Source organism: Alcanivorax jadensis T9, assembly GCF_000756655.1.
GTDB lineage: Bacteria > Pseudomonadota > Gammaproteobacteria > Pseudomonadales > Alcanivoracaceae > Alcanivorax > Alcanivorax jadensis.
In genome coordinates, this window is the sequence record NZ_ARXU01000001.1 from 315,709 (window position 1) to 334,689 (window position 18,981).

An 18,981-nucleotide genomic window follows, 5' to 3' on the forward strand; every position below is an offset into this window, starting at 1 on the left:
GGGGTCCGGTCAGTCTTCGCGGGTCACACGCAATACTTCTTCGACACTGGTGTGTCCACCCAGTACTTTACGCCAGCCATCCTCGCGGATGCCACTGGTGAGGGTACGGGCGTGTCGGTTCAATGCCAGCTCGCCTGCCTGGTCATGGATCAGCTGGCGCATGGTTTCATCAATCAGTACCAACTCGTATATACCAGTTCGCCCACGGTAGCCCTGCTGATTACAGGCATCACAACCGTTTGGATGATAGAGCGTACAGGATTCCCCTTCCGGCAACCCTATCATTCTCAACTCGCTAGCACTGGGCTGGTACGGCGTCTTGCAGTCATCACACAAGACCCTCACCAGCCGCTGTGCCAGCGCGCCAAGCAGGGAGCTGGAGAGCAGGAAGGGCTCGATCCCCATATCCTGCAGCCGGGTCATGGCGCCCACGGCAGTATTGGTATGTAGCGTAGAGAGCACCAGGTGACCAGTGAGTGATGCCTGCACGGCAATTTCAGCGGTTTCCAGGTCACGGATTTCACCCACCATCACCACATCCGGATCTTGGCGAAGAATCGCGCGCAGCCCGCGAGCAAAGGTCATATCCACCTTGGTGTTGACCTGAGTCTGGCCGATACCTTCGAGTTGATACTCGATGGGATCTTCCACAGTGAGAATGTTACGGGTGCTGTCGTTGAGATCCGCCAGTGAGGCGTACAGCGTGGTGGTCTTACCGGACCCGGTAGGCCCGGTGACCAGAATAATACCGTGGGGCTTGTGAATCAGCTCGCGCATGTGCTGGTCGCAGACATCGCCCATGCCCAGATGGGACAGCTGTAGTCGCCCTGCCTGCTTGTCGAGCAGACGCAATACCACACGCTCACCATTGCTGGAGGGCATGGTGGACACCCGCACATCCACGTCCCGGCCACCGATTCTCAGGGAGATACGGCCGTCCTGGGGAATCCGTTTCTCGGCAATGTCCAGCCGTGCCATTACCTTGATACGCGAAACCAGTAGTGGCGCGAGCTCCCGTTTCGGGGTGAGTATTTCACGCAATACCCCATCGACCCGCATGCGAACTACCAGGCGGCGCTCGAAGGTTTCAATATGAATATCGGAGGCATCCTCGCGGATCGCTTCCTGCAACAGGGCGTTGATCAGCCGGATAATCGGCGCATCATCTTCCTGTTCCAGCAAATCAGAGGTTTCCGGCAATGAATCCGCGAGACTGGCCAGATCCAGTCCTTCCAGATCACCGGCCGCCTCCGCGGCAGCGCCGCGCTGCTGCTCATAGGCGATGGCCATGGCAGAGGTAAAAGCAGCATCATCCATGGGTACCAGCGACGGCAGCCGACCTATATAACGCTGGACCTCACTAAGCGCGGACAGCGGCACATCCTTTCGGTAGCACAACTCGCGGTGGCCATCCTTTTCTCGCAACAGCACACCATAGCGCCGGGCAAACCCATAAGGCAGCAGCGACGGGGGAAGGTCTTTATTTTCCGGCGTCTCGATGTGCTCGCTCATTTCAGTATTTGTCCATCAGATTCTCGATCACATTCGCCGTGATCTCTGTCAGTTCCATGAACTGGAAACCCACCTGGTATTCCCCGGGAGCATCCAGAATTTCCGACCATACCACCCGGGCATCGAAGCTGATGGTGTTTACCCCGGCAATCTGATCCGGCAACACCATCCCCATATGCAATACTTCGCCATGGGGAAGCTCCCGACGGGTAAACAGCTTGAAGCCATCCAGGCTGATATTCATCAGACGGCCCACGTTACCACCGGTACTGCGATCGAACACCACCATTTCCCGAAACAGCTTCTTGCGCGGGTGGCGGCGATGATCCTTGCGGCTGTCTCTCACATCATTTTCGTCGTCAGCCCTACGCAACACAATGACGACACCGGTAAAATTGCCGGAATCATCGTTGATGGCGTTGCCACGCACCGACAAGGCTACCAGTCCGTCTTCATCCTGTGTGTACAGGCTGTGTTCGTTTTTCCAGCCCTCACCTTGCTGACAGGCCTGACGCAACGGCGAGTCCTTCCACTCCCAGCGACGCTTGCCGGTATCATCATTGAAGATCAGCGCCGCAATATCCTTACCTACCAGTTCATCGCGAGGGCGGCGCAGCAGCGCACAGGCTGCCTCATTGCAGAAAGACACCTTGCCGCGGGCATCAGCCCCTATCAGAGCCTCGCCGAGGGCGTGTAGCAGGCGTTCGTTTTCGTCCTTCAGGCGTTTCATCTGTACCACAGCCTGCTGCAGTTTCTTTCGCTGGCGATCCAGCTCAAGAAACACATTGACCTTGGCTTCCAGTATTTTCTGGTCGATGGGCTTGAACAGATAGTCCACCGCGCCACATTCATAGCCCTTGAACACGTATTTCTGCTCTTTGGAGAGGGCGGTAACGAAAATGATGGGGATATGGCGGGTTTTGTTGTTCTTGCGCATCAGCTCGGCGACTTCAAAGCCGTCCATATCCGGCATTTGCACATCCAGCAACACCAGCGCGAAATCATATTTCAGAGCCAGCGAGAGAGCCTCGTTACCTGATTGTGCCATAACGAGGTTACGCCCTTCCCCATCGAGAATTGCTTCAAGGGCGATAAGATTTTCCCTGTGGTCATCCACAACCAAAATGTTTTGCTTCATAGGTCTACTACCCTGGAACCTGTTCTGCCAGAAAGGGCCCGATTGCTTCAAGATCGAGCACTCTGGAAACCGCACCTGTTTTTATTGCCGCTTCGGGCATGGCCGGTGCTTCTGCACTTACCGGTGACTGGGCAATGGTGAACCCGCCACGACGGTGAATATAGTCAATTCCTTTTGCACCATCTTCATTGGCGCCGGTAAGAATAACCCCGACAAGCTGTTTTCCGTAAACCGCCCCCGCGGAAAGAAACAGCTCGTCTACCGATGGGCGAGAAAAGAGTACAGCCCTTCCAGCAGAAAAAGCCAACGTCCCATCCTCTTCTACCAGCATGTGGTACCCCGGTGGGGCCACATAGACACAACCTGGTTGTATTTCTTCCTTGTCTTCTGGCGCGATCACCGGCAGTTGGCAATAGCGGGCCAGCAACCACGGCAAACGATTTTCCGCGCTGGCATGTTGATGCTGAACCAGCAAGATCGCAGCCGGAAAGTCGGCCGGCAACGCCGACAAGATGCGAGTATACGCATTAAGGCCTCCCCAGGAGGCCCCCATGACAATCGCCTTTACCGGCCCGATTCTGTTTATCACGATGAGTTACCGCTGCCCTCCCCGCGTTGGGTTTTTCCGGCTTCGTAGGCGGCACGATGAGCCTGGGCTTCGCGCAGTTTCTCCTGCAATTCGCGCCGCTGTTTGTCCAGACTGAGAAAGAAATCCACTTTGCTCTTTAGGATCAATGGATCCAGGGGTTTAAACAGGTAATCCACAGCCCCAGCCTGGTAGCCCTTGAATACGTATTTCTTTTCCTTGCTGATGGCAGTCACAAAAATAATGGGGATGGTCTGCGTATCCTTGCGCTGACGCATCAATTCTGCAACTTCAAAGCCATCCATGCCTGGCATCTGCACATCCAGAAGCACCAGAGAAATATCTTCCTTAAGCAGAACCTTTAAGGCTTCCTGACCGGAATGCGCCTTGATCAGGGTGCGCCCCTCGCCTTCCAGGACTGCCTCCAGCGACACCAGGTTGGCGGGTTGGTCATCCACGAGTAGCAGCTTCTGCACTATCATTGGTTTTCTCTAGTCATGCGTGGTGAAGTAATTGACGCTTGCGGAAAATTCGCAGCGGTGTGTTGATCACATCAAAGGTCTCTTCCTGACCACTGAAACGCAGGCTTTCCTTGGTGCCGAGGCAGAGATAGCCGCCCATGTCCAGGCTGTCACTGAACAGTCGAATCACTCGGGCCTGCAGGGCGCGATCAAAGTAGATCAGCACATTGCGGCACAGGATAACGTGCATTTCACCAAAAACCTGATCCGTTGCCAGGTCATGGTCAGCAAAAACGATATTGCGCTTGAGGCGCTGCTCCATAATCACGCTGTCATAGCGCGCGGTGAAGTAGTCAGACAGTGAGTGTCGCCCCCCTGCCCTGCGATAATTGTCACCATACTGCTTTACCGCCTCAATGGAATAGATCCCTTTTTTGGCGGAGGCCAGCACATTCTTGTCGATATCGGTGGCATAGATCATGGCGCGGTCGTAGAGCCCTTCTTCCTCCAGAAGGATGGCCATGGAATAAATTTCCTCGCCGGTTGAGCAACCGGCATGCCATATCTTGATAAAGGGAAAGGTTTTCAATACCGGCACCACGTCCTCACGGAAGGCCCGGTAGAACTCCGGATCCCGGTACATCTCGGTCACATTGACGGTGAGATCGTTGAGCAGGGTCACGAAGAACGGCCGGTCCCGCAGTACCTTGTCGGTCATTTCCATGATCGAGGCGAAGCCGGACATGGTCATCCGATGCATGACCCGGCGACGAATGGAGGCCTTGCTGTAGGAGCGAAAATCGTACCCGTACATCTGGTAGATAGCCTCCAGCAACAGCCGGATCTCGATATCCTCCACATTGATCTCATCATCATCGATGGGGTACGGCTCAGCCATTTATTGATCCTCCAGGGCCTACTTGTGGAGCCAAACCCGCAACAGCGAGGTGAGTTTTGCCATATCAATCGGCTTGGAGCAATAATCGTTGGCGCCCGCCTGAATACATTTGGCCCGGTCGTCCTTCATGGCCTTGGCGGTGAGTGCCAGCATCGGCAGTTTCTGGAAGCGGCCCTGCTCGCGGATATGCGTCATGGCCTCATAGCCATCCATCTCCGGCATCATGATATCCATCAGCACGATATCCATATCCGGGTGCTCTTCCAGAACATCCAGTGCTTCTCGACCATTGTTGGCAATGGTGATATCGAAACCCAGCTCTTCAAGCTGGGCCGACAGCGCATAGATATTGCGCATATCATCATCCACCAGCAGTAGCTGCTTACCTTCGAAAATATCGTCACGATGCTCGATGGCATCTGTGCTGGTGCGGCGGTTGGCCGGCAACGTGGACTCCAGCCAGTGCAGGAACAGGGACGCTTCATTCAGCAGCCGCTCATGAGAGCGCTCTGTCTTGAGAATGATCCGGTCAGCGTATTTGCGCAGCTTCGCTTCTTCTTCCCGGGTCATGTCTTTGCCGGTGTAAATGACCACCGGAACGCTGTCATAGCTTTCACTGGCATGAAGGGTTTCCAGCAGTTCGAAACCGCTCATGTCTGGCAGAGTCAAATCCAGAATCATGCAGTCGAACACGGTTTCACGCAGGGCTTTCAGCGCCTCCTCACCACTGGTTGCAGCCGTGATTTCCACCCCTTTCTGGTCAAACAGCTCGCGAATACTCTCGTGCTGGATCTCGCTGTCTTCCACCACCAGCAAACGGCGCACATTGGTTTCGATGGCACCTTCAATCTTGGCAAAGGCAGAGAGGATGTCATCCTGCTTGGCCGGCTTGGTAAGGAAATCGATGGCACCCAGTTCGAGGGCTTTCTTGCGCTCATCACGTCCCGACAGAAAATGCACAGGAATATCCTTGGTGCGCGGGTCTGCCTTGAGTTTTTCCATCACTTCCCAGCCATCAATGCCCGGCAGGCCGATATCCAGAATGATGGCACTGGGGCGGTAGTGGCTGGCGTATTCAAGTGCTGCCTCCCCGTCCGAACAGATATTCCCTTCCAGCCCATAGTCGGCGGCCAATTCCAGCAAGACATTGGCGAATTCGCTGTCATCCTCGACGATCAGTACGGTCTTTTCGCGTACAACGAAATCATCCCGGGCTGTTTCCGCATGCGTCAGTGGTGCGGTATGCGCTTCCGCATTCGTGCCAATATCTGCTTCCTGGGTCGCACCGCTGGCTGACGCTTCCATGGACTCCTCGGAGCCTTCTGGCAGATACAGCATGAAGGTAGAACCCGTGCCTTCCCCGTCACTGTAAAGGCTGATCTCGCCGCCCAGCAGGCGTGCCAGCTCCCGGGAAATGGTCAGCCCCAGGCCGGTACCGCCATATTTCCGGCTGGTAGTCCCATCTGCTTGCTGGAAGGCCTCGAAGATCAGCTTCTGTTTTTCCGACGCAATGCCAGTCCCAGTATCGGTCACAGCAAACTTGATCGTCTGGTCACGCAGCAACTGGCGAGAAGGCAGTGATTCGTCTTCCTCCGGGCGGGCAATGGTCAGCGTCACCGAACCTTGCTCGGTGAATTTCAGGGCGTTGGAAAGCAGATTCTTGATGATCTGCTCCAGGCGCTGACGATCGGTGTAGAAGTAATCGGGCAGGTTGTCGCCCAGATTGACGTGAAAATCCAGATTGCGACTTTCCGCCACATGGGCAAAGTTGCGCCGGAAATGCTCACTAATTTCCTGCGGTGACAGGTCATCAATGATGACATCCATCTTGCCTTCCTCGATCTTGGAAATATCGAGGATATCGTTGATCAGGCTGAGAAGATCCGAGCCGGCAGAATGGATTACCTGGGCGTGTTCTACCTGTTTATCATCCAGATTGCCTTTCTTGTTCTGGCCCAGCGCATTGGAGAGAATCAGGATCGAGTTGAGCGGCGTCCGCAGTTCGTGGCTCATGGTGGAGAGGAACTCGGATTTGTACTTGGAGGACATTTCCAGTTCGCGGATCTTGTCTTCCAGCTCGTGGCGCAGCAGCTCAAGCTCGTCATTCTTCTGCGCCATCTCACTCTTCTGTTCAGTAAGCAAACGCGCCTGGGCTTCCAGCTCTTCGTTGGTAACGCGCAATTCTTCCTGCTGAGCCTGCAAACTCTCTTCAGACGCGCGCAAGGCCTGGGTCTGTGACTCCAGCTCCTCGTTGATCGCCTTGAGTTCTTCCTGCTGCTGCTGCAGGCGTGACTCCGAAGCAGACAGCTCCATGGCCTGCTCTTCCAGGTCTTCATTGACCTGGGCCATCTCTTCTTTCTGTCGCTCAAGAGCGACAGCCTGCTCCTGGGTCTGTTCAAGCATTTGCGCGAGACGCATGCGGCTTTGCACGCTATGCACAGACACCGCGATTACGGACACGCATTGTTCCAGGAATGTCAGGTCTTCGTCACTGAATTCACGGAAAGCGCCGATTTCGAGCACGCCCTTGATCTCATCATCATGGACAACCGGCATCACCATCACATTGCGAGCCTGCCCGGCGCCGGTTCCGGAAGCGATACTGATGTAATCCTCCGGCACCTGCTCCAGGAGGATACTTTTGCGTTCCAGTGCGCACTGGCCAACCAAAGACTCGCCCAGCTTGAAGGTGTTGGCCAGATGCTTGCGCCGCTGCATGGCATAGGAACTACTCAGGGTGAGCTGCTCGGTGGATGGGTCGAAGCTGTAAAACGCCCCCACCTGAGCTTCCAGTACCGGCACCAGGAAACTGAGCATGTTGTTGCCCAGCTGCTCAAAGCTCATCTCACCACGCATGCGGTTGTTGAGCTCAGCCAGATGATTCTTGATGGTTTCCTGGCGGCGGTCCTCGGTGTGGCGCTTTATCAGCGAGTCACGCATCTTGCGAATGGCGTGCAGCAGGTGGCCAGTCTCGTCACGGCCTCCCTTTTCAATCTTGGTATCCCACTTGCCATTGGCAATATTATCGGCCGCGTTCACTGCGCCTTCCAGTGGCAAGGTAATGGCGCGTGTGACACGCAGGGCAATCAGGGCCAATAAGGTAAAGGCAACCAGCCCAAGGAACAGGCCGATTTTCTGGGTACTGAGATTATCGGAACGACTGGAATTGAGCGTGTCGCGAAACGCTTCGTAGCGTTGCTTCTCAAACGCTTTCTGGTGGGTCTCGTAGGCATCCTGCAGGCTGCGAACATGGCTGATGCGCTGATACAGATCATCCGAAGCCGTATCGTTGTCAATCAGGCTGCGCGCCAGAGTGGTGGCTTCACCAATGTAGGCACTGAAACTACTGCGCAAGTCTTCAACGCTGCCCGACAGGCTGGGGTCGGTGCGACGGATATCCGCCAGCCGTTGCTCGAACTCGGCGGCACGACTCTGCGCTTCCTGTAAGAGATCCGGATCGGCCTGGGTGATGGCCGCAATAAAGGACTCACTGATGGCAATGAAATCCACATTGTTGGCGTTAACCAGCTCCAGAACCGGGAAGTCCTGACTCTCGATCCGTTTCAGATGATCAATATTGGTTTCGGCAATGTAGAAGCTGTAGGCCGCATAGACCACAAACAACACAATACCCAGTCCGGCCACAGACAGAATCTTCAGCCGCACAGACAGGTTCTGGAACCAGTTCATTCAGATAGCCCTCTCGCCTTTCCGGCTTTTTGTTCTCAGTGCCCCCCGAAAGGGCTAAGCCTGAATCTGCGATCAGATTGCAGAAGCAGGCTAAGACTAAAGTGTGAGGCTACCAGAAAGCCTGGCAACACGACAATAAAGTGCCTGAAGTTGCGTAACCAGGTGGTTGATTTGGCTGGAATTATTTTCGACTAGCGGTGATGGCAAATGATACTGGAGATGGAGGGTATAGCAGGAAGGGTAAAGCTGGTGCCCGGGGCGGGACTTGAACCCGCACGACCAAAGGTCAACGGATTTTAAGTCCGTTGCGTCTACCAATTTCGCCACCCGGGCGGTGACCGTGCAGGTCAATAATTGGAGGCGCGGGTCGGAATCGAACCGGCGTTAACGGAGTTGCAGTCCGCTGCATAACCACTCTGCCACCGCGCCTTTAAACTGTTTACCAAGAAAAAACCTCGGCGGAACCGAGGTTTTTGAAAACTTGGAGCGGGAAACGAGATTCGAACTCGCGACCCCAACCTTGGCAAGGTTGTGCTCTACCAGCTGAGCTATTCCCGCTTTTTTCTGCCCCGAATCATGCGTCGTTGCGGGGAAGAATTCTACTCATCGCCCTCCCACTGTCAAGCCGGGCCTGATTGTTTTTTCTGATTTTTCAGCACTTTGACTAAAAAATCCCCGATTCGCACCGCCCTCGGCACCAGGCAGGCTGCCACGGCCGACTCAGTCCCCGCTTTTCAGTAACTCGGGGGCTGCCGCGCGCAGATAGGAGCCCATGGACCAGAGGGTCAACGCCGTAGCCAGATACAGCAGGCCATAACTGAGCCACAACCAGGGGGTCATGACGATATCGCCAAAAGCATCGAAACCAGGCTTCTGGGCCAGCAACAGGGTGATGGCTGTCATCTGGGTCACCGTCTTGATCTTGCCGAGCTGACTTACCGCCACTCTGCCCCGCTGCCCCAGTTCTGCCATCCACTCACGCAGGGCAGACACTGCAATTTCCCGGGAAACGATCACCATGGCGGGCACCGCCAGCCATGCCGTGGCATGAATCTGTACCAGCATCACCAGGGCCACGCCAACGATCAGCTTGTCCGCCACCGGGTCCAGAAAGGCCCCCAGGGGGCTGGTCTGATTCAGGCGCCGTGCCAGGTAGCCGTCCAACCAGTCGGTCACACCCGCAGCCAGAAACAGGGCCGCCGCACACATGTCGCTCCATTTGAACGGCAAATAGAACACCAGAACCAGAACGGGAATTGCCAATACACGAATCATGGTCAGAATATTGGGCAAATTCAGGATCGGGCTCGTTTTCTGCATAGGTACTACCGCCAAAATAAGGGCCTGTTGATACGCTGCGCGGCCGTCGCATACCTGAAAAAAGCATGGGAAGCGGCACGAACGCAGGGCATGGCCAGCCTCAATACCCGCGGAACTGGAACACAGCGGGCACTAACAGGCCGAAAGGACCAGTATAACGGAAAGCCGACTGTGACTCATTGCCGATTTTGCGACCAGCGCCTAGTCATGAAACCAATCGTAGAGAGTTTGCGCCATCTGGGCATTGATACCCGGCACCCGCGCCAGCTCTCCGGCGGAGGCATTGCGCAACTGTTTGAGGCCGCCAAAATGTGTCAGCAGCGCCTTGCGGCGCTTCGGGCCAATACCGGGAATCTCGTCCAGGGAGGACTGCTTGCGAGTCTTGCCGCGTCGGGCTCGATGCCCGGTTAGTGCAAACCGGTGGGCCTCATCACGGACCTGTTGCAGCAGATGCAACGCGGAATGGGATGGCCCCGGCACCAGCTCCTGCCCATCAGGCAAATACAACACTTCAAAGCCTGGCCGCCGACTGGGCCCCTTACCAATGCCCATCACCCGAACCCGGTCTTGAAGACCCAGCTCCTGCGCCACATCCCAGGCGCGCTGCATCTGCCCCTTACCACCATCGATCAGCAACAGATCCGGCAATCTGCCCTGCTCCTTGATTACCCGCTGATAGCGACGTCGCACCGCCTCTTCCAGCGCTTCATAGTCATCCCCGGCATGGGCCGGGGCCACGTTGAAGTGCCGGTAGTCGGTTTTCCTGGCTCCCTGCTGATCGAAGACAACACAGGACGCCACCGCTTTTTCACCCTGGGTATGGCTGATATCAAAACACTCGATGCGACGCACCGGCTCATCCGCCCCAAGCAACGCTTCAAGAGACAGAAAACGCTGCTCCATGTGCTCGCGGGCCGCCAGTTCCGCTGCCAGGGATTGCTGGGCATTGGTCTGCGCCATGTCGATCCAGGCAGCCCGCTCGCCTCTTACTCGCCAGGCCAGACGAACCTTCTTGCCCCAATGGCCGCTCAAAGCCTGCTGCAACGCCTCCGCGCTGGTGGGCTCCAGACCCAGCAGGATTTCCTGAGGCTGCACCGGATCTTCCCGGTCGCCCAGGTAATACTGGGCCAGGAACGCTTCCAGAATTTCGTTTTGATCCTCTTCGCCACGGGTATCCGGCCGGAAGGTGCGGTGGCCAAGAATCCGGCCACCGCGAATCATCAACACTTCAACCACTGCCAGGCCATGACGGCTATCAATGGCCACCACATCCAGATTGCCCTGACCGGTTTCCGCGTATTGCTTCTGCTGTACAGATTGAATCGCCGCTAGCTGGTCGCGCACGATCGCGGCCCGCTCGAAATCCAGAGACTGGGACGCGGCATCCATTTCCGCACTAAGCTGCTCGACCACTTCCCTGCTGCGGCCATCGAGGAAGTCCATGGCCAGTTTCACCTGATGGGCATAGGCTTCCTCGCTGACCAGACCAACGCAGGGGGCGGTACAGCGATTGATCTGATGCTGCAGGCAGGGCCGTGTCCGGTTGCGGAAGTAGCTGTCGCTGCAATTGCGCACCCGAAAGACTTTTTCCACCAGGGAAAGCGCTTCCCGTACTGCACCACCACTGGGGTAAGGGCCGAAATAGTGACTGCCGCTGCGACGGCTACCTCGATGAAAGGTGATGCGCGGGAACCGGTCCGCGGAGGTGATACGAATGTAGGGATAGGATTTGTCGTCGCGCAGCAGAATGTTATAGGGCGGCCGCAGCTCCTTGATCAGCGATTGCTCCAGCAGCAAGGCTTCTGCCTCGCTGCCGGTGACCGTAGTCTGGACACTGGCAATACGGCCTACCAAAGCCCGGGTCTTCGCGCTGGTGATGTTCTTCTGGAAATAACTGCTCAGACGCGCCTGTAAATTACGCGCCTTGCCCACATAAAGGACGTCACCGCCACCATTGAGCATGCGATAGACACCCGGCTTGCGGGCACAATGATCCAGAAAATGTTGGGGATCGAACTCTGACAAGGGATAGGTCTCGGCCAGTTACTGCACCAAAAGTGTAACAGTTCCGGCCGGCCTATTACTCCCTTTTGCGTTCAGGAAACGGTGTTCTCTACCGCATCCAGCATGCCATGGCGCACTGCCAGCAACGCCATTTCCACATCGCTGGTCACGCCCAGCTTGTCGAAAATGCGATAACGGTAAGTGTTGACAGTTTTCGGAGACAGGCAAAGTTTATCGGCCACATCCTGCACTTTGTGGCAGTTGACGATCATCATCATGATCTGCAACTCACGCTCTGAGAGCATATCCAGCAGGGATGCATCATCGCCAGTGTAAGGCTTGAGGGCCATGGTCTGGGCAATTTCCGGGCTGATATAACGTTGCCCGGTGGTGACAATCTTGATGGCGCGGACCATTTCTTCCAGGTCCGCACCCTTGGTCATATAGCCTGCGGCACCGGCTTTCATCAGGCGGGAAGGAAAGGGCTCTTCCTCACACATGGTCACGGCGATGACACGAACACCCTCGTCCACGCGCAACAATTTACGGGTTGCTTCAAGACCACCGATACCCGGCATCTTGATGTCCATCAGCACCACATCCGGCACGGTATCCTTGGCCATCTGCACTGCCTGCTCGCCGGAGCTGGCTTCGCCAACCACCCGCAAGCCTTCCACTTCATCCAGCATTCTGGCAATGCCGGTTCTGACCAGATCATGGTCGTCCACTACCAATACTTTGATCATTACTGCTTCCCCCGGGTAATTCCTTTACCCACTTCTTTTTCAGTAAGGCACGAAGGGTAGCGTCTGTGCACCCGCATGCATAGGGTCTTGATATCAAACGATGACATTCCTCACGCCACCCCGGATATTTCCATTCTTGTATGCCCAGCATCCATGCAAAGCAACTATTTTCCAAATCACGACCCAGCCTCGCACAGACCCAAACCAGAACCTGTTAGCCATTGGTCGCGTTGACGCCCGGACTAAAAGCACTAACCATAGGCGTTAACCTGCGCCCCAACGGGCTACCAACAGCGACAATGACAAAGGACACCCCATGAGCGCAATCGTCCTGCTTCTGCTCGGCCTGGGTGGCATGGCCGCCGGCTATTTATTCTACTCCCGCTTTATCGCCACGCGCATCTACAAGCTCGACCCCAATTTTCGCACTCCGGCCCACGAATTCGAAGACGGCGTGGATTTTGTCCCCACCAACCGCTTTGTGCTGTGGGGCCATCACTTCACCTCTGTGGCCGGGGCCGCACCGATTGTCGGGCCTGCCATCGCGGTAATCTGGGGCTGGCTGCCCGCCTTCCTGTGGGTCGTTTTCGGCACCATCTTCTTTGCCGGCGTCCACGATAGCGGCGCCCTCTGGGCCAGCGTCCGCAATCGAGCGAAATCCGTTGGCGCCCTGACTGGCGAGGTTGTCGGTCGACGCGCCCGCACCGTGTTCATGATCGTCATCTTCCTGGTGTTGCTGATGGTCAACGCCGTCTTCGGCGTGGTCATCGCCAAGCTGCTGATCAACAACCCCGGCGCCGTGGTGCCGGTGTGGGGCGCCATTGCGGTGGCACTGGTAATCGGCCAGTTGATCTACCGGCGGGTAATCGGCCTGGGTGTGGTGTCCGTGGTGGGCGTGATAGCCCTCTACAGCCTTATTTATGTGGGCCCGCAGGTCCCGGTGGAATTGCCGGAACAGGTCATGGGCCTGTCCGCCAATGCAAGCTGGATCCTGCTGCTGTTCGGCTATGCCGCCATCGCCTCCCTGCTGCCGGTGTGGGTGCTGTTGCAGCCGCGGGATTACATCAACGGTCTGCAATTGTTTGTCGGCCTGATCCTGCTCTACGGCGCCGTACTCATCGGCAACCCGCAAGTGGTGGCGCCGATGATCAATCATGATGTGCCCGCCGGCACACCTTCCCTGCTGCCTCTGTTGTTTGTCACCATCGCCTGCGGCGCCATCTCCGGCTTCCATGGCCTGGTGGCGTCCGGCACCAGCTCCAAACAGCTGGACAAAGAACCGGATGCCCGTTTTGTCGGCTATTTCGGTGCCGTGGGTGAAGGGGCCCTGGCCCTGGCAGCGATCATTGCGGCGACTGCCGGCTTCGCCACTCTAGCTGACTGGCAGGCCGTCTACACCGCCTTTGGTGATGGCAGCCTCACCGCCTTTGTTAATGGCGGCGCCAATATCCTGGCCGGCGGTACCGGCATGGATGTGGGGGTGGCGGCAACGTTATTGACCGTGATGGCTGCCCTGTTTGCCGGCACCACCATGGATACCGGCTTGCGGCTGCAACGCTATATCTTCCAGGAATGGGGTGAAATCTATCAGCAAAAATGGCTGACCCGCCCCCTGCCCGCCACCCTGTTGGCGGTAGCTAGCTGCCTGCTGCTGGCCTTTGGTGCCGGCGGTGCGGATGGCTCGGGGGGCCTGCTGATCTGGCCGCTTTTCGGGACCACCAACCAGTTGCTCGCCGGCCTCACACTGCTGGTGATTACCATCATGCTGGTCAAACGCGGCCGACCCGCCATTTATACCCTGGCGCCACTGGTATTCCTGCTGGTAATGACCCTGTACGCGCTGCTGATCCAGCTGAAGAGCTTTTATGACAAGTCTGACTGGTTCCTGCTGGGTCTGGATCTGGTGGTCCTGGTGGCAGCCCTGCTGGTCACACTGGAGTGCGCCGCTGCCCTGAAACGAGCCTTCAACGCCCCACCGGAGAGAATCTGATGCCAGGCAAGACGCGGCTGTTTTTCCGCCGCCTGGGAGAACTGGGCGCCCAGTACTACAACGCCCCCTACCGGGCGGCCATTGCCCGCGCCAAACGGGATGAGGAAGATCTGTTCATGTTGCTGGTATTTGCCGAAATGATGGGAGTGCCCAACCCCGCTGCCTGGAGCACCCTGGAGCTGCAACCACTGCTGATGGACCGTTTTCACGACTGGCATACCCGCATGGGCATGGAACGCTCACCGCTCGACCATTTCCGCTGCTGCTGATGCCTTCACTGAATCTAGACAAATTGCTGGCGGAAAAATCCCTGCTGATGGTCGGCGGCAAGGGCGGCGTAGGAAAGACCACTACCGCCTCCGCCCTGGCGCTGCGCGCTGCCGAACAGGGGCGGCGCGTGCTGCTAGTGTCCACCGACCCGGCCCACAGCCTGGCCGATGCCTTCGACCGCCCCATAGGCAACCACCCTACCCGCCTGGCCACCAACCTGGTGGCCCTGGAGATAGACCCGGACCAGGAAGTGGATGCCTACCTGGACCGGGTCAGCGCCCAGATGCGCCGTTTTGCCGGCCCGGATCAGGTGCGCGAACTGGAAAAACAGCTGCGCCTGAGCCGCCAGTCTCCCGGAGCCCAGGAAGCAGCGTTGCTGGAGCGTATCTCCCGCATCATTGACGATGACAGCCGCGACTATGATCTGCTGATTTTCGACACCGCCCCCACCGGCCACACCCTGCGCCTGCTCAGCCTGCCGGAAGTGATGGCCGCCTGGACCGATGGCCTGCTGCGACATAATGAGAAAGCTCGGACCCTGGGCAAGGTGCTCGGGCACCTGACGCCTGGCAAGGATCTGGACAGCCCGCTGCAGGACCCCACCGAGCACGCCACCGCCGACCTGGATCCACGAAGCCGGGACGTCGCAGAGACATTAATGGCCAGACAACGCCTGTTCCACCGCACCCGCAGACAGCTCAGTGACCCCGCGCACAGCGCCTTCCTGTTTGTGCTGACACCGGAGCGCCTGCCTATTCTGGAAACCGCCCGTGCCGTAGCAACCCTGCGCGACAGCCATATCCCGGTAGCCGGGGCCATCGTCAACCGTGTGCTTGCGGATGCCGCCGACAGCGCCTTCTTCGCGGCCCGACTGGCACGCCAGCAACGACATATGATCGAACTGGGTGACGCTCTCAAAGGGCTGCCAAGAGTCCAGTTGCCTTTGCTGGAAGATGATATTCAAGGGCTTGAGGGACTACAGGCGTTCGCCGCCCTACTGGAACCGACGGCCTAGGCGAGCAATTCATTCGACAGAGGAATGAGCGAATTTGCTCGCCTGGCGTCATGACAAGCGAAACAACAGGCCGCCCACTGAGCATAAAAAAAGCCCGCACTCATTTGAGTGCGGGCTTCTTGTTTGGCGGAGGGGGTGGGATTTGAACCCACGGACGGTCTCCCGTCGCCGGTTTTCAAGACCGGTGCATTCGGCCACTCTGCCACCCCTCCGGACAGGGCAGCAATAATACATGAGCAGTAAGGTCAGTCAATCTCGGCAAGCGTAAACGGTTGAAAGTTAACCAGACTGACTCACTTAATCGCCTTCATCATTCATCAACAGGACTAAATTCGCTGATGTTTCGGTCACATAGCGTTGCCTCTGCTCTTAATGGCCGAAATTGCATGCCTGGGACGCCGCAAAGAACCTGTCAGGCGCGCCTCGGGGCTCCGGTTAAACCCTTGTTCGAGCAAAGCCGACGAAATAGCTGACAAACCCGGTTTATCCCTTGTTTCATTGCTTGATTTTGACGCGGCCGCCCTTATGATCACAGGTACAATTCGCAGGATGAGTGCAAACACATGAATAACCAGACCAACCCCTATTCCGTCTCCTCGCACGGCGCTGCCGTCACCGGAGAACGTGCGGCCCAGGTATTGAAGAACACCTACATGCTGCTGGGGCTGTCACTGATTGTCGCTACCGGTGCATCCTGGTTTGCCATGGCCAGCAACATCGGTTTCGTCAACGTATGGCTGACCCTCGGCGTCTACTTCGGCCTGCTGTTCGCCACCAATATGCTCCGCAATAGCGCCTGGGGCATCCTGGCCGTATTCGGCCTGACCGGGTGGCTGGGCTTTACCACTGGCCCGATCATCAACATGTACGCGCAAATGCCTGGCGGCATGGAAACCGTGACCATGGCTCTGGGCGGTACTGCAGGCATCTTTGTGGCCATGTCAGCCATCGCGCTGGTGACCAAGAAAGACTTCAGCTTCATGACCAACTTCATCATGGTCGGTATTCTGGTGGCTTTTGTTGCGGCAATCGCCAATATCTTCTTCGCCATACCGGCACTGGCCCTGGCGATCTCCGCCGCTTTCGTATTGCTGTCCTCAATGCTGATCTTGTGGCAGACCAGCGCCATCATTCACGGCGGCGAGACCAACTACATCATGGCCACCGTGACCCTGTTCGTGTCCCTGTATAACCTCTTCATGTCTTTGCTGCACCTGCTCACCGCCCTCGGCGGCGACGATTGATGCGGTTTGCCCTTCTGGTCAATGCGGCGGCGGATTCCGCCGCCGCACTGACCGCTCTCCACACCGCCCAAGCCCTGCTGGGCCACTCAGATCACCAACTATATCGCCTTTTTTTCTACCGGGATGCCGTGCACCTGGCACATCGTCATGCCTGGAGTGCCGACGGAGCCCAAGCCAATGCGGCCCAGCAATGGCAGCAATGGCTGGCTGACAACCCGCTGGACGCGGTGGTTTGTGTGGGGGCAGCACAGCGCCGGGGAGTGGTAGCGGCTACCCTGGCGGACGGTTTCTCCCTGGCCGGACTGGGCCAGTGGGCAGATGCCCTGATTCACAGCGATCGGGTAATACAGTTTGGCTAATCAGATTCTCTATATCGCCAGTGGCAGCGCACCGCTGTCCAGCCAGTTTCAGGAAACCCTGGATATGCTGCTAACCGGGGCAGCCTTCGGCCAGCCCACGATCCTGTGGCTCACCGAAGTGTGCCTGCAGCAGCTGCAACTGGCTCCCAGCGATAGCCTGGCACAGTTGCCGGACTTCGGCGTACGCTGTGTCACTGACGGGCTGGCGCCAGTCGCGCCAATCCCGGTAGAGACTCTGGATTCTCAATCCTTGCAGACGCTGCGCGACCAGTGCGGTCAGGTTCTGGTGTTCTAAGGCGATGATTCACCTGATTGGTTTCACCCCGGACAGCCCCCAGCGCCAGGCATTCGAAAGCCTGTATCGGGACGGCGATATCTGCGTATTCAGCGATGCGGGCCTGTTGTTTGCTTCACGGTTACCCCTGAAGGGCGACGGCTACCTGCTTCAGCATCCCGCACTGGCCCTGCCGGACAGCCCCTTGCCTGTTATCGACCATGCCCGGCTGCTGGAGCTGGTCGCCGAGCATGGCCCTTGTACCAGTTGGTATTGATATAACGCTCACACGCAGTACGCTGCTCGCAACTTGCACTCCTGCCGGGCATCTACGAGGTTGACCATGACTGAACATGCTTTTGCCCCCTTTGTACGGACGCTTGGCCGCGGCAAACGGGCCCGGCGCAGCCTCACCCGGGAGGAAGCCCGGGAGGCCATGCAAGCCATTCTGGATGGCCAGGTGGAGGATATTCAGCTTGGCGCTTTCCTGATGCTGCTACGGGTAAAGGAAGAAACCCCGGAGGAGCTGGCCGGCTTTCTGGATGCCTGCCGCCCGGTTTGTTATCAGGCACTGGAAACCCTGCCGGAAGTGCAGCTGGACTGGCCCAGCTATGCGGGCAAGAAGAAACACCACCCCTGGTACCTGCTGGCTGCCTTGTTGCTGGCCAACCAGGGCATCCGCACCCTGCTCCACGGTGGCCCCGCCCACACTCCCAACCGGGTTTACAGTGACCAGCTGCTGCCACAACTGGGGCTGCCGGTAGCTGGTTCGCCACAGGAGGCCGCCGCGCATCTGGATCAACATGGCCTGGCGTATCTGCCACTGGAGACCTTCTGCGCGCCTCTATCGCGTTTGCTGACCCTGCGCTACTTCCTGGGCCTGCGCTCCCCCATCAACACCCTGGCGCGTAGCCTCAACCCGTCCAGAGCCCCCCTGTCCATGCAGAGCGTCTTCCACCCGGCCTATATCGAGCTGCACCAGGGCGCAGCCGACCTGGCCGGCGATCAGGACCTGCTGCTGTTCAAGGGCGAAGGCGGCGAACTGGAAATCCGCCCGGACGCCCGCACCCAGATCACCGGCATCCGCCACGGTGAACATCTGGAAGGCGCAGCCGTTCTGGACAACGTCATGCCACGGCAAAGCCCCCCTGGCGAGCCGGATGCACAAACGGTGCGGGCGGTATGGCGTGGCGAGCAGAGCGATGACTATGGCGAAAATGCAGTGATCCAGACCGTAGCGGTAGCGCTATGGGGGCTGGACCGGGCGGCTTCCCTGAAGCAGGCGCAGGAGCAGGCACGTGAGTTGTGGCAAAACAGGGACAAGGGACTAATTGATAATGGATAGTTGAGAATTGATAACTACGAATCAACGCGGCACCACCTGAAACACAAGAGGCCGCGCTCAAGCCATGAGCGCGGCCTCTTGCGTACGAGCGACTGATTCCCTCTCACGCGCCGTTATCAATTATCCATT

Annotated in this window: 17 protein-coding genes and 4 tRNA genes; 8 read left to right on the forward strand and 13 right to left on the reverse strand. The window is 57.6% G+C overall.

What is annotated here, in order from left to right:
• Positions 1 to 9: 9 nt before the first annotated feature.
• From gspE to uvrY, 12 genes are all read right to left on the reverse strand, one after another.
• Positions 10 to 1,512: a type II secretion system ATPase GspE gene (gene gspE, locus T9A_RS01445; protein ID WP_052042421.1), complete on the reverse strand. Its 1,503-nt coding sequence runs from the start codon at positions 1,510 to 1,512 to the stop codon at positions 10 to 12.
• 1 nt (position 1,513) lies between these two features.
• Positions 1,514 to 2,650: a response regulator gene (locus tag T9A_RS01450; protein WP_035244467.1), complete on the reverse strand. Its 1,137-nt coding sequence runs from the start codon at positions 2,648 to 2,650 to the stop codon at positions 1,514 to 1,516.
• Positions 2,651 to 2,657: 7 nt separating this feature from the next.
• Positions 2,658 to 3,239, reverse strand: coding sequence for a chemotaxis protein CheB (locus T9A_RS01455; protein ID WP_232221957.1), 582 nt, complete (start codon positions 3,237 to 3,239; stop codon positions 2,658 to 2,660).
• On the reverse strand, positions 3,236 to 3,718 hold the full coding sequence (locus tag T9A_RS01460) for a response regulator (protein ID WP_035244471.1): 483 nt from the start codon (positions 3,716 to 3,718) through the stop codon (positions 3,236 to 3,238). The genes T9A_RS01455 and T9A_RS01460 overlap by 4 nt, the downstream gene beginning before the upstream one ends.
• A 13-nt stretch (positions 3,719 to 3,731) precedes the next feature.
• Positions 3,732 to 4,595, reverse strand: coding sequence for a CheR family methyltransferase (locus T9A_RS01465; protein ID WP_035244473.1), 864 nt, complete (start codon positions 4,593 to 4,595; stop codon positions 3,732 to 3,734).
• Positions 4,596 to 4,613: 18 nt separating this feature from the next.
• Positions 4,614 to 8,285, reverse strand: coding sequence for a response regulator (locus T9A_RS01470; protein WP_035244474.1), 3,672 nt, complete (start codon positions 8,283 to 8,285; stop codon positions 4,614 to 4,616).
• 247 nt (positions 8,286 to 8,532) lie between these two features.
• Positions 8,533 to 8,618 (reverse strand) — tRNA-Leu (locus T9A_RS01475).
• A gap of 22 nt (positions 8,619 to 8,640) precedes the next feature.
• Positions 8,641 to 8,714: transfer RNA gene (locus T9A_RS01480), tRNA-Cys, on the reverse strand.
• A gap of 53 nt (positions 8,715 to 8,767) precedes the next feature.
• Positions 8,768 to 8,843: transfer RNA gene (locus T9A_RS01485), tRNA-Gly, on the reverse strand.
• A 162-nt stretch (positions 8,844 to 9,005) separates the two neighbouring features.
• Positions 9,006 to 9,605, reverse strand: a complete 600-nt coding sequence (gene pgsA, locus T9A_RS01490; RefSeq protein WP_084573356.1) for a CDP-diacylglycerol--glycerol-3-phosphate 3-phosphatidyltransferase — start codon at positions 9,603 to 9,605, stop codon at positions 9,006 to 9,008.
• A gap of 201 nt (positions 9,606 to 9,806) precedes the next feature.
• Positions 9,807 to 11,630, reverse strand: coding sequence for an excinuclease ABC subunit UvrC (gene uvrC, locus T9A_RS01495; RefSeq protein WP_035244476.1), 1,824 nt, complete (start codon positions 11,628 to 11,630; stop codon positions 9,807 to 9,809).
• Positions 11,631 to 11,701: 71 nt separating this feature from the next.
• Complete coding sequence (gene uvrY / locus T9A_RS01500) at positions 11,702 to 12,355, reverse strand: UvrY/SirA/GacA family response regulator transcription factor (RefSeq protein ID WP_035244478.1); 654 nt, start codon at positions 12,353 to 12,355, stop codon at positions 11,702 to 11,704.
• Positions 12,356 to 12,671: 316 nt separating this feature from the next.
• On the opposite strand from uvrY, the gene T9A_RS01505 reads away from it, so the two are divergent.
• The 3 genes from T9A_RS01505 to T9A_RS01515 are packed head-to-tail and all read left to right on the forward strand — an operon-like array spanning position 12,672 to position 15,630.
• Positions 12,672 to 14,345 carry a carbon starvation CstA family protein gene (locus tag T9A_RS01505; RefSeq protein WP_035244480.1) on the forward strand — a complete coding sequence of 558 codons (1,674 nt, stop codon included), beginning with the start codon at positions 12,672 to 12,674 and terminating at the stop codon, positions 14,343 to 14,345.
• Positions 14,345 to 14,614 (forward strand): cory-CC-star protein, encoded by a 270-nt coding sequence (locus tag T9A_RS01510; protein WP_052042422.1) that lies wholly within the window; start codon positions 14,345 to 14,347, stop codon positions 14,612 to 14,614. Before T9A_RS01505 ends, T9A_RS01510 begins: the two co-directional genes overlap by 1 nt.
• Positions 14,614 to 15,630: an ArsA family ATPase gene (locus T9A_RS01515; protein ID WP_035244482.1), complete on the forward strand. Its 1,017-nt coding sequence runs from the start codon at positions 14,614 to 14,616 to the stop codon at positions 15,628 to 15,630. Before T9A_RS01510 ends, T9A_RS01515 begins: the two co-directional genes overlap by 1 nt.
• Positions 15,631 to 15,754: 124 nt before the next feature.
• On the opposite strand, the gene T9A_RS01520 is transcribed toward T9A_RS01515, so the two are convergent.
• Positions 15,755 to 15,842, reverse strand: a tRNA-Ser gene (locus T9A_RS01520).
• Between the two features lie 351 nt (positions 15,843 to 16,193).
• Here T9A_RS01520 and T9A_RS01525 point away from each other — a divergent pair.
• The 5 genes from T9A_RS01525 to T9A_RS01545 all read left to right on the forward strand — a co-directional run bounded on the left by T9A_RS01525 (position 16,194) and on the right by T9A_RS01545 (position 18,852).
• Complete coding sequence (locus T9A_RS01525; RefSeq protein WP_035244483.1) at positions 16,194 to 16,874, forward strand: Bax inhibitor-1/YccA family protein; 681 nt, start codon at positions 16,194 to 16,196, stop codon at positions 16,872 to 16,874.
• A complete protein-coding gene (tusD, locus tag T9A_RS01530; RefSeq protein WP_035244485.1) occupies positions 16,874 to 17,233 on the forward strand; it encodes a sulfurtransferase complex subunit TusD in 360 nt (119 codons plus the stop codon). The genes T9A_RS01525 and tusD overlap by 1 nt, the downstream gene beginning before the upstream one ends.
• Entirely contained in the window at positions 17,226 to 17,528 is a 303-nt protein-coding gene (locus T9A_RS01535) for a hypothetical protein (protein WP_035244486.1), read from the forward strand. The genes tusD and T9A_RS01535 overlap by 8 nt, the downstream gene beginning before the upstream one ends.
• Positions 17,529 to 17,532: 4 nt before the next feature.
• A complete protein-coding gene (locus T9A_RS01540; protein ID WP_035244487.1) occupies positions 17,533 to 17,784 on the forward strand; it encodes a hypothetical protein in 252 nt (83 codons plus the stop codon).
• A gap of 66 nt (positions 17,785 to 17,850) precedes the next feature.
• Entirely contained in the window at positions 17,851 to 18,852 is a 1,002-nt protein-coding gene (locus T9A_RS01545) for a glycosyl transferase family protein (protein WP_035244488.1), read from the forward strand.
• The last annotated feature ends 129 nt before the right edge of the window (positions 18,853 to 18,981 follow it).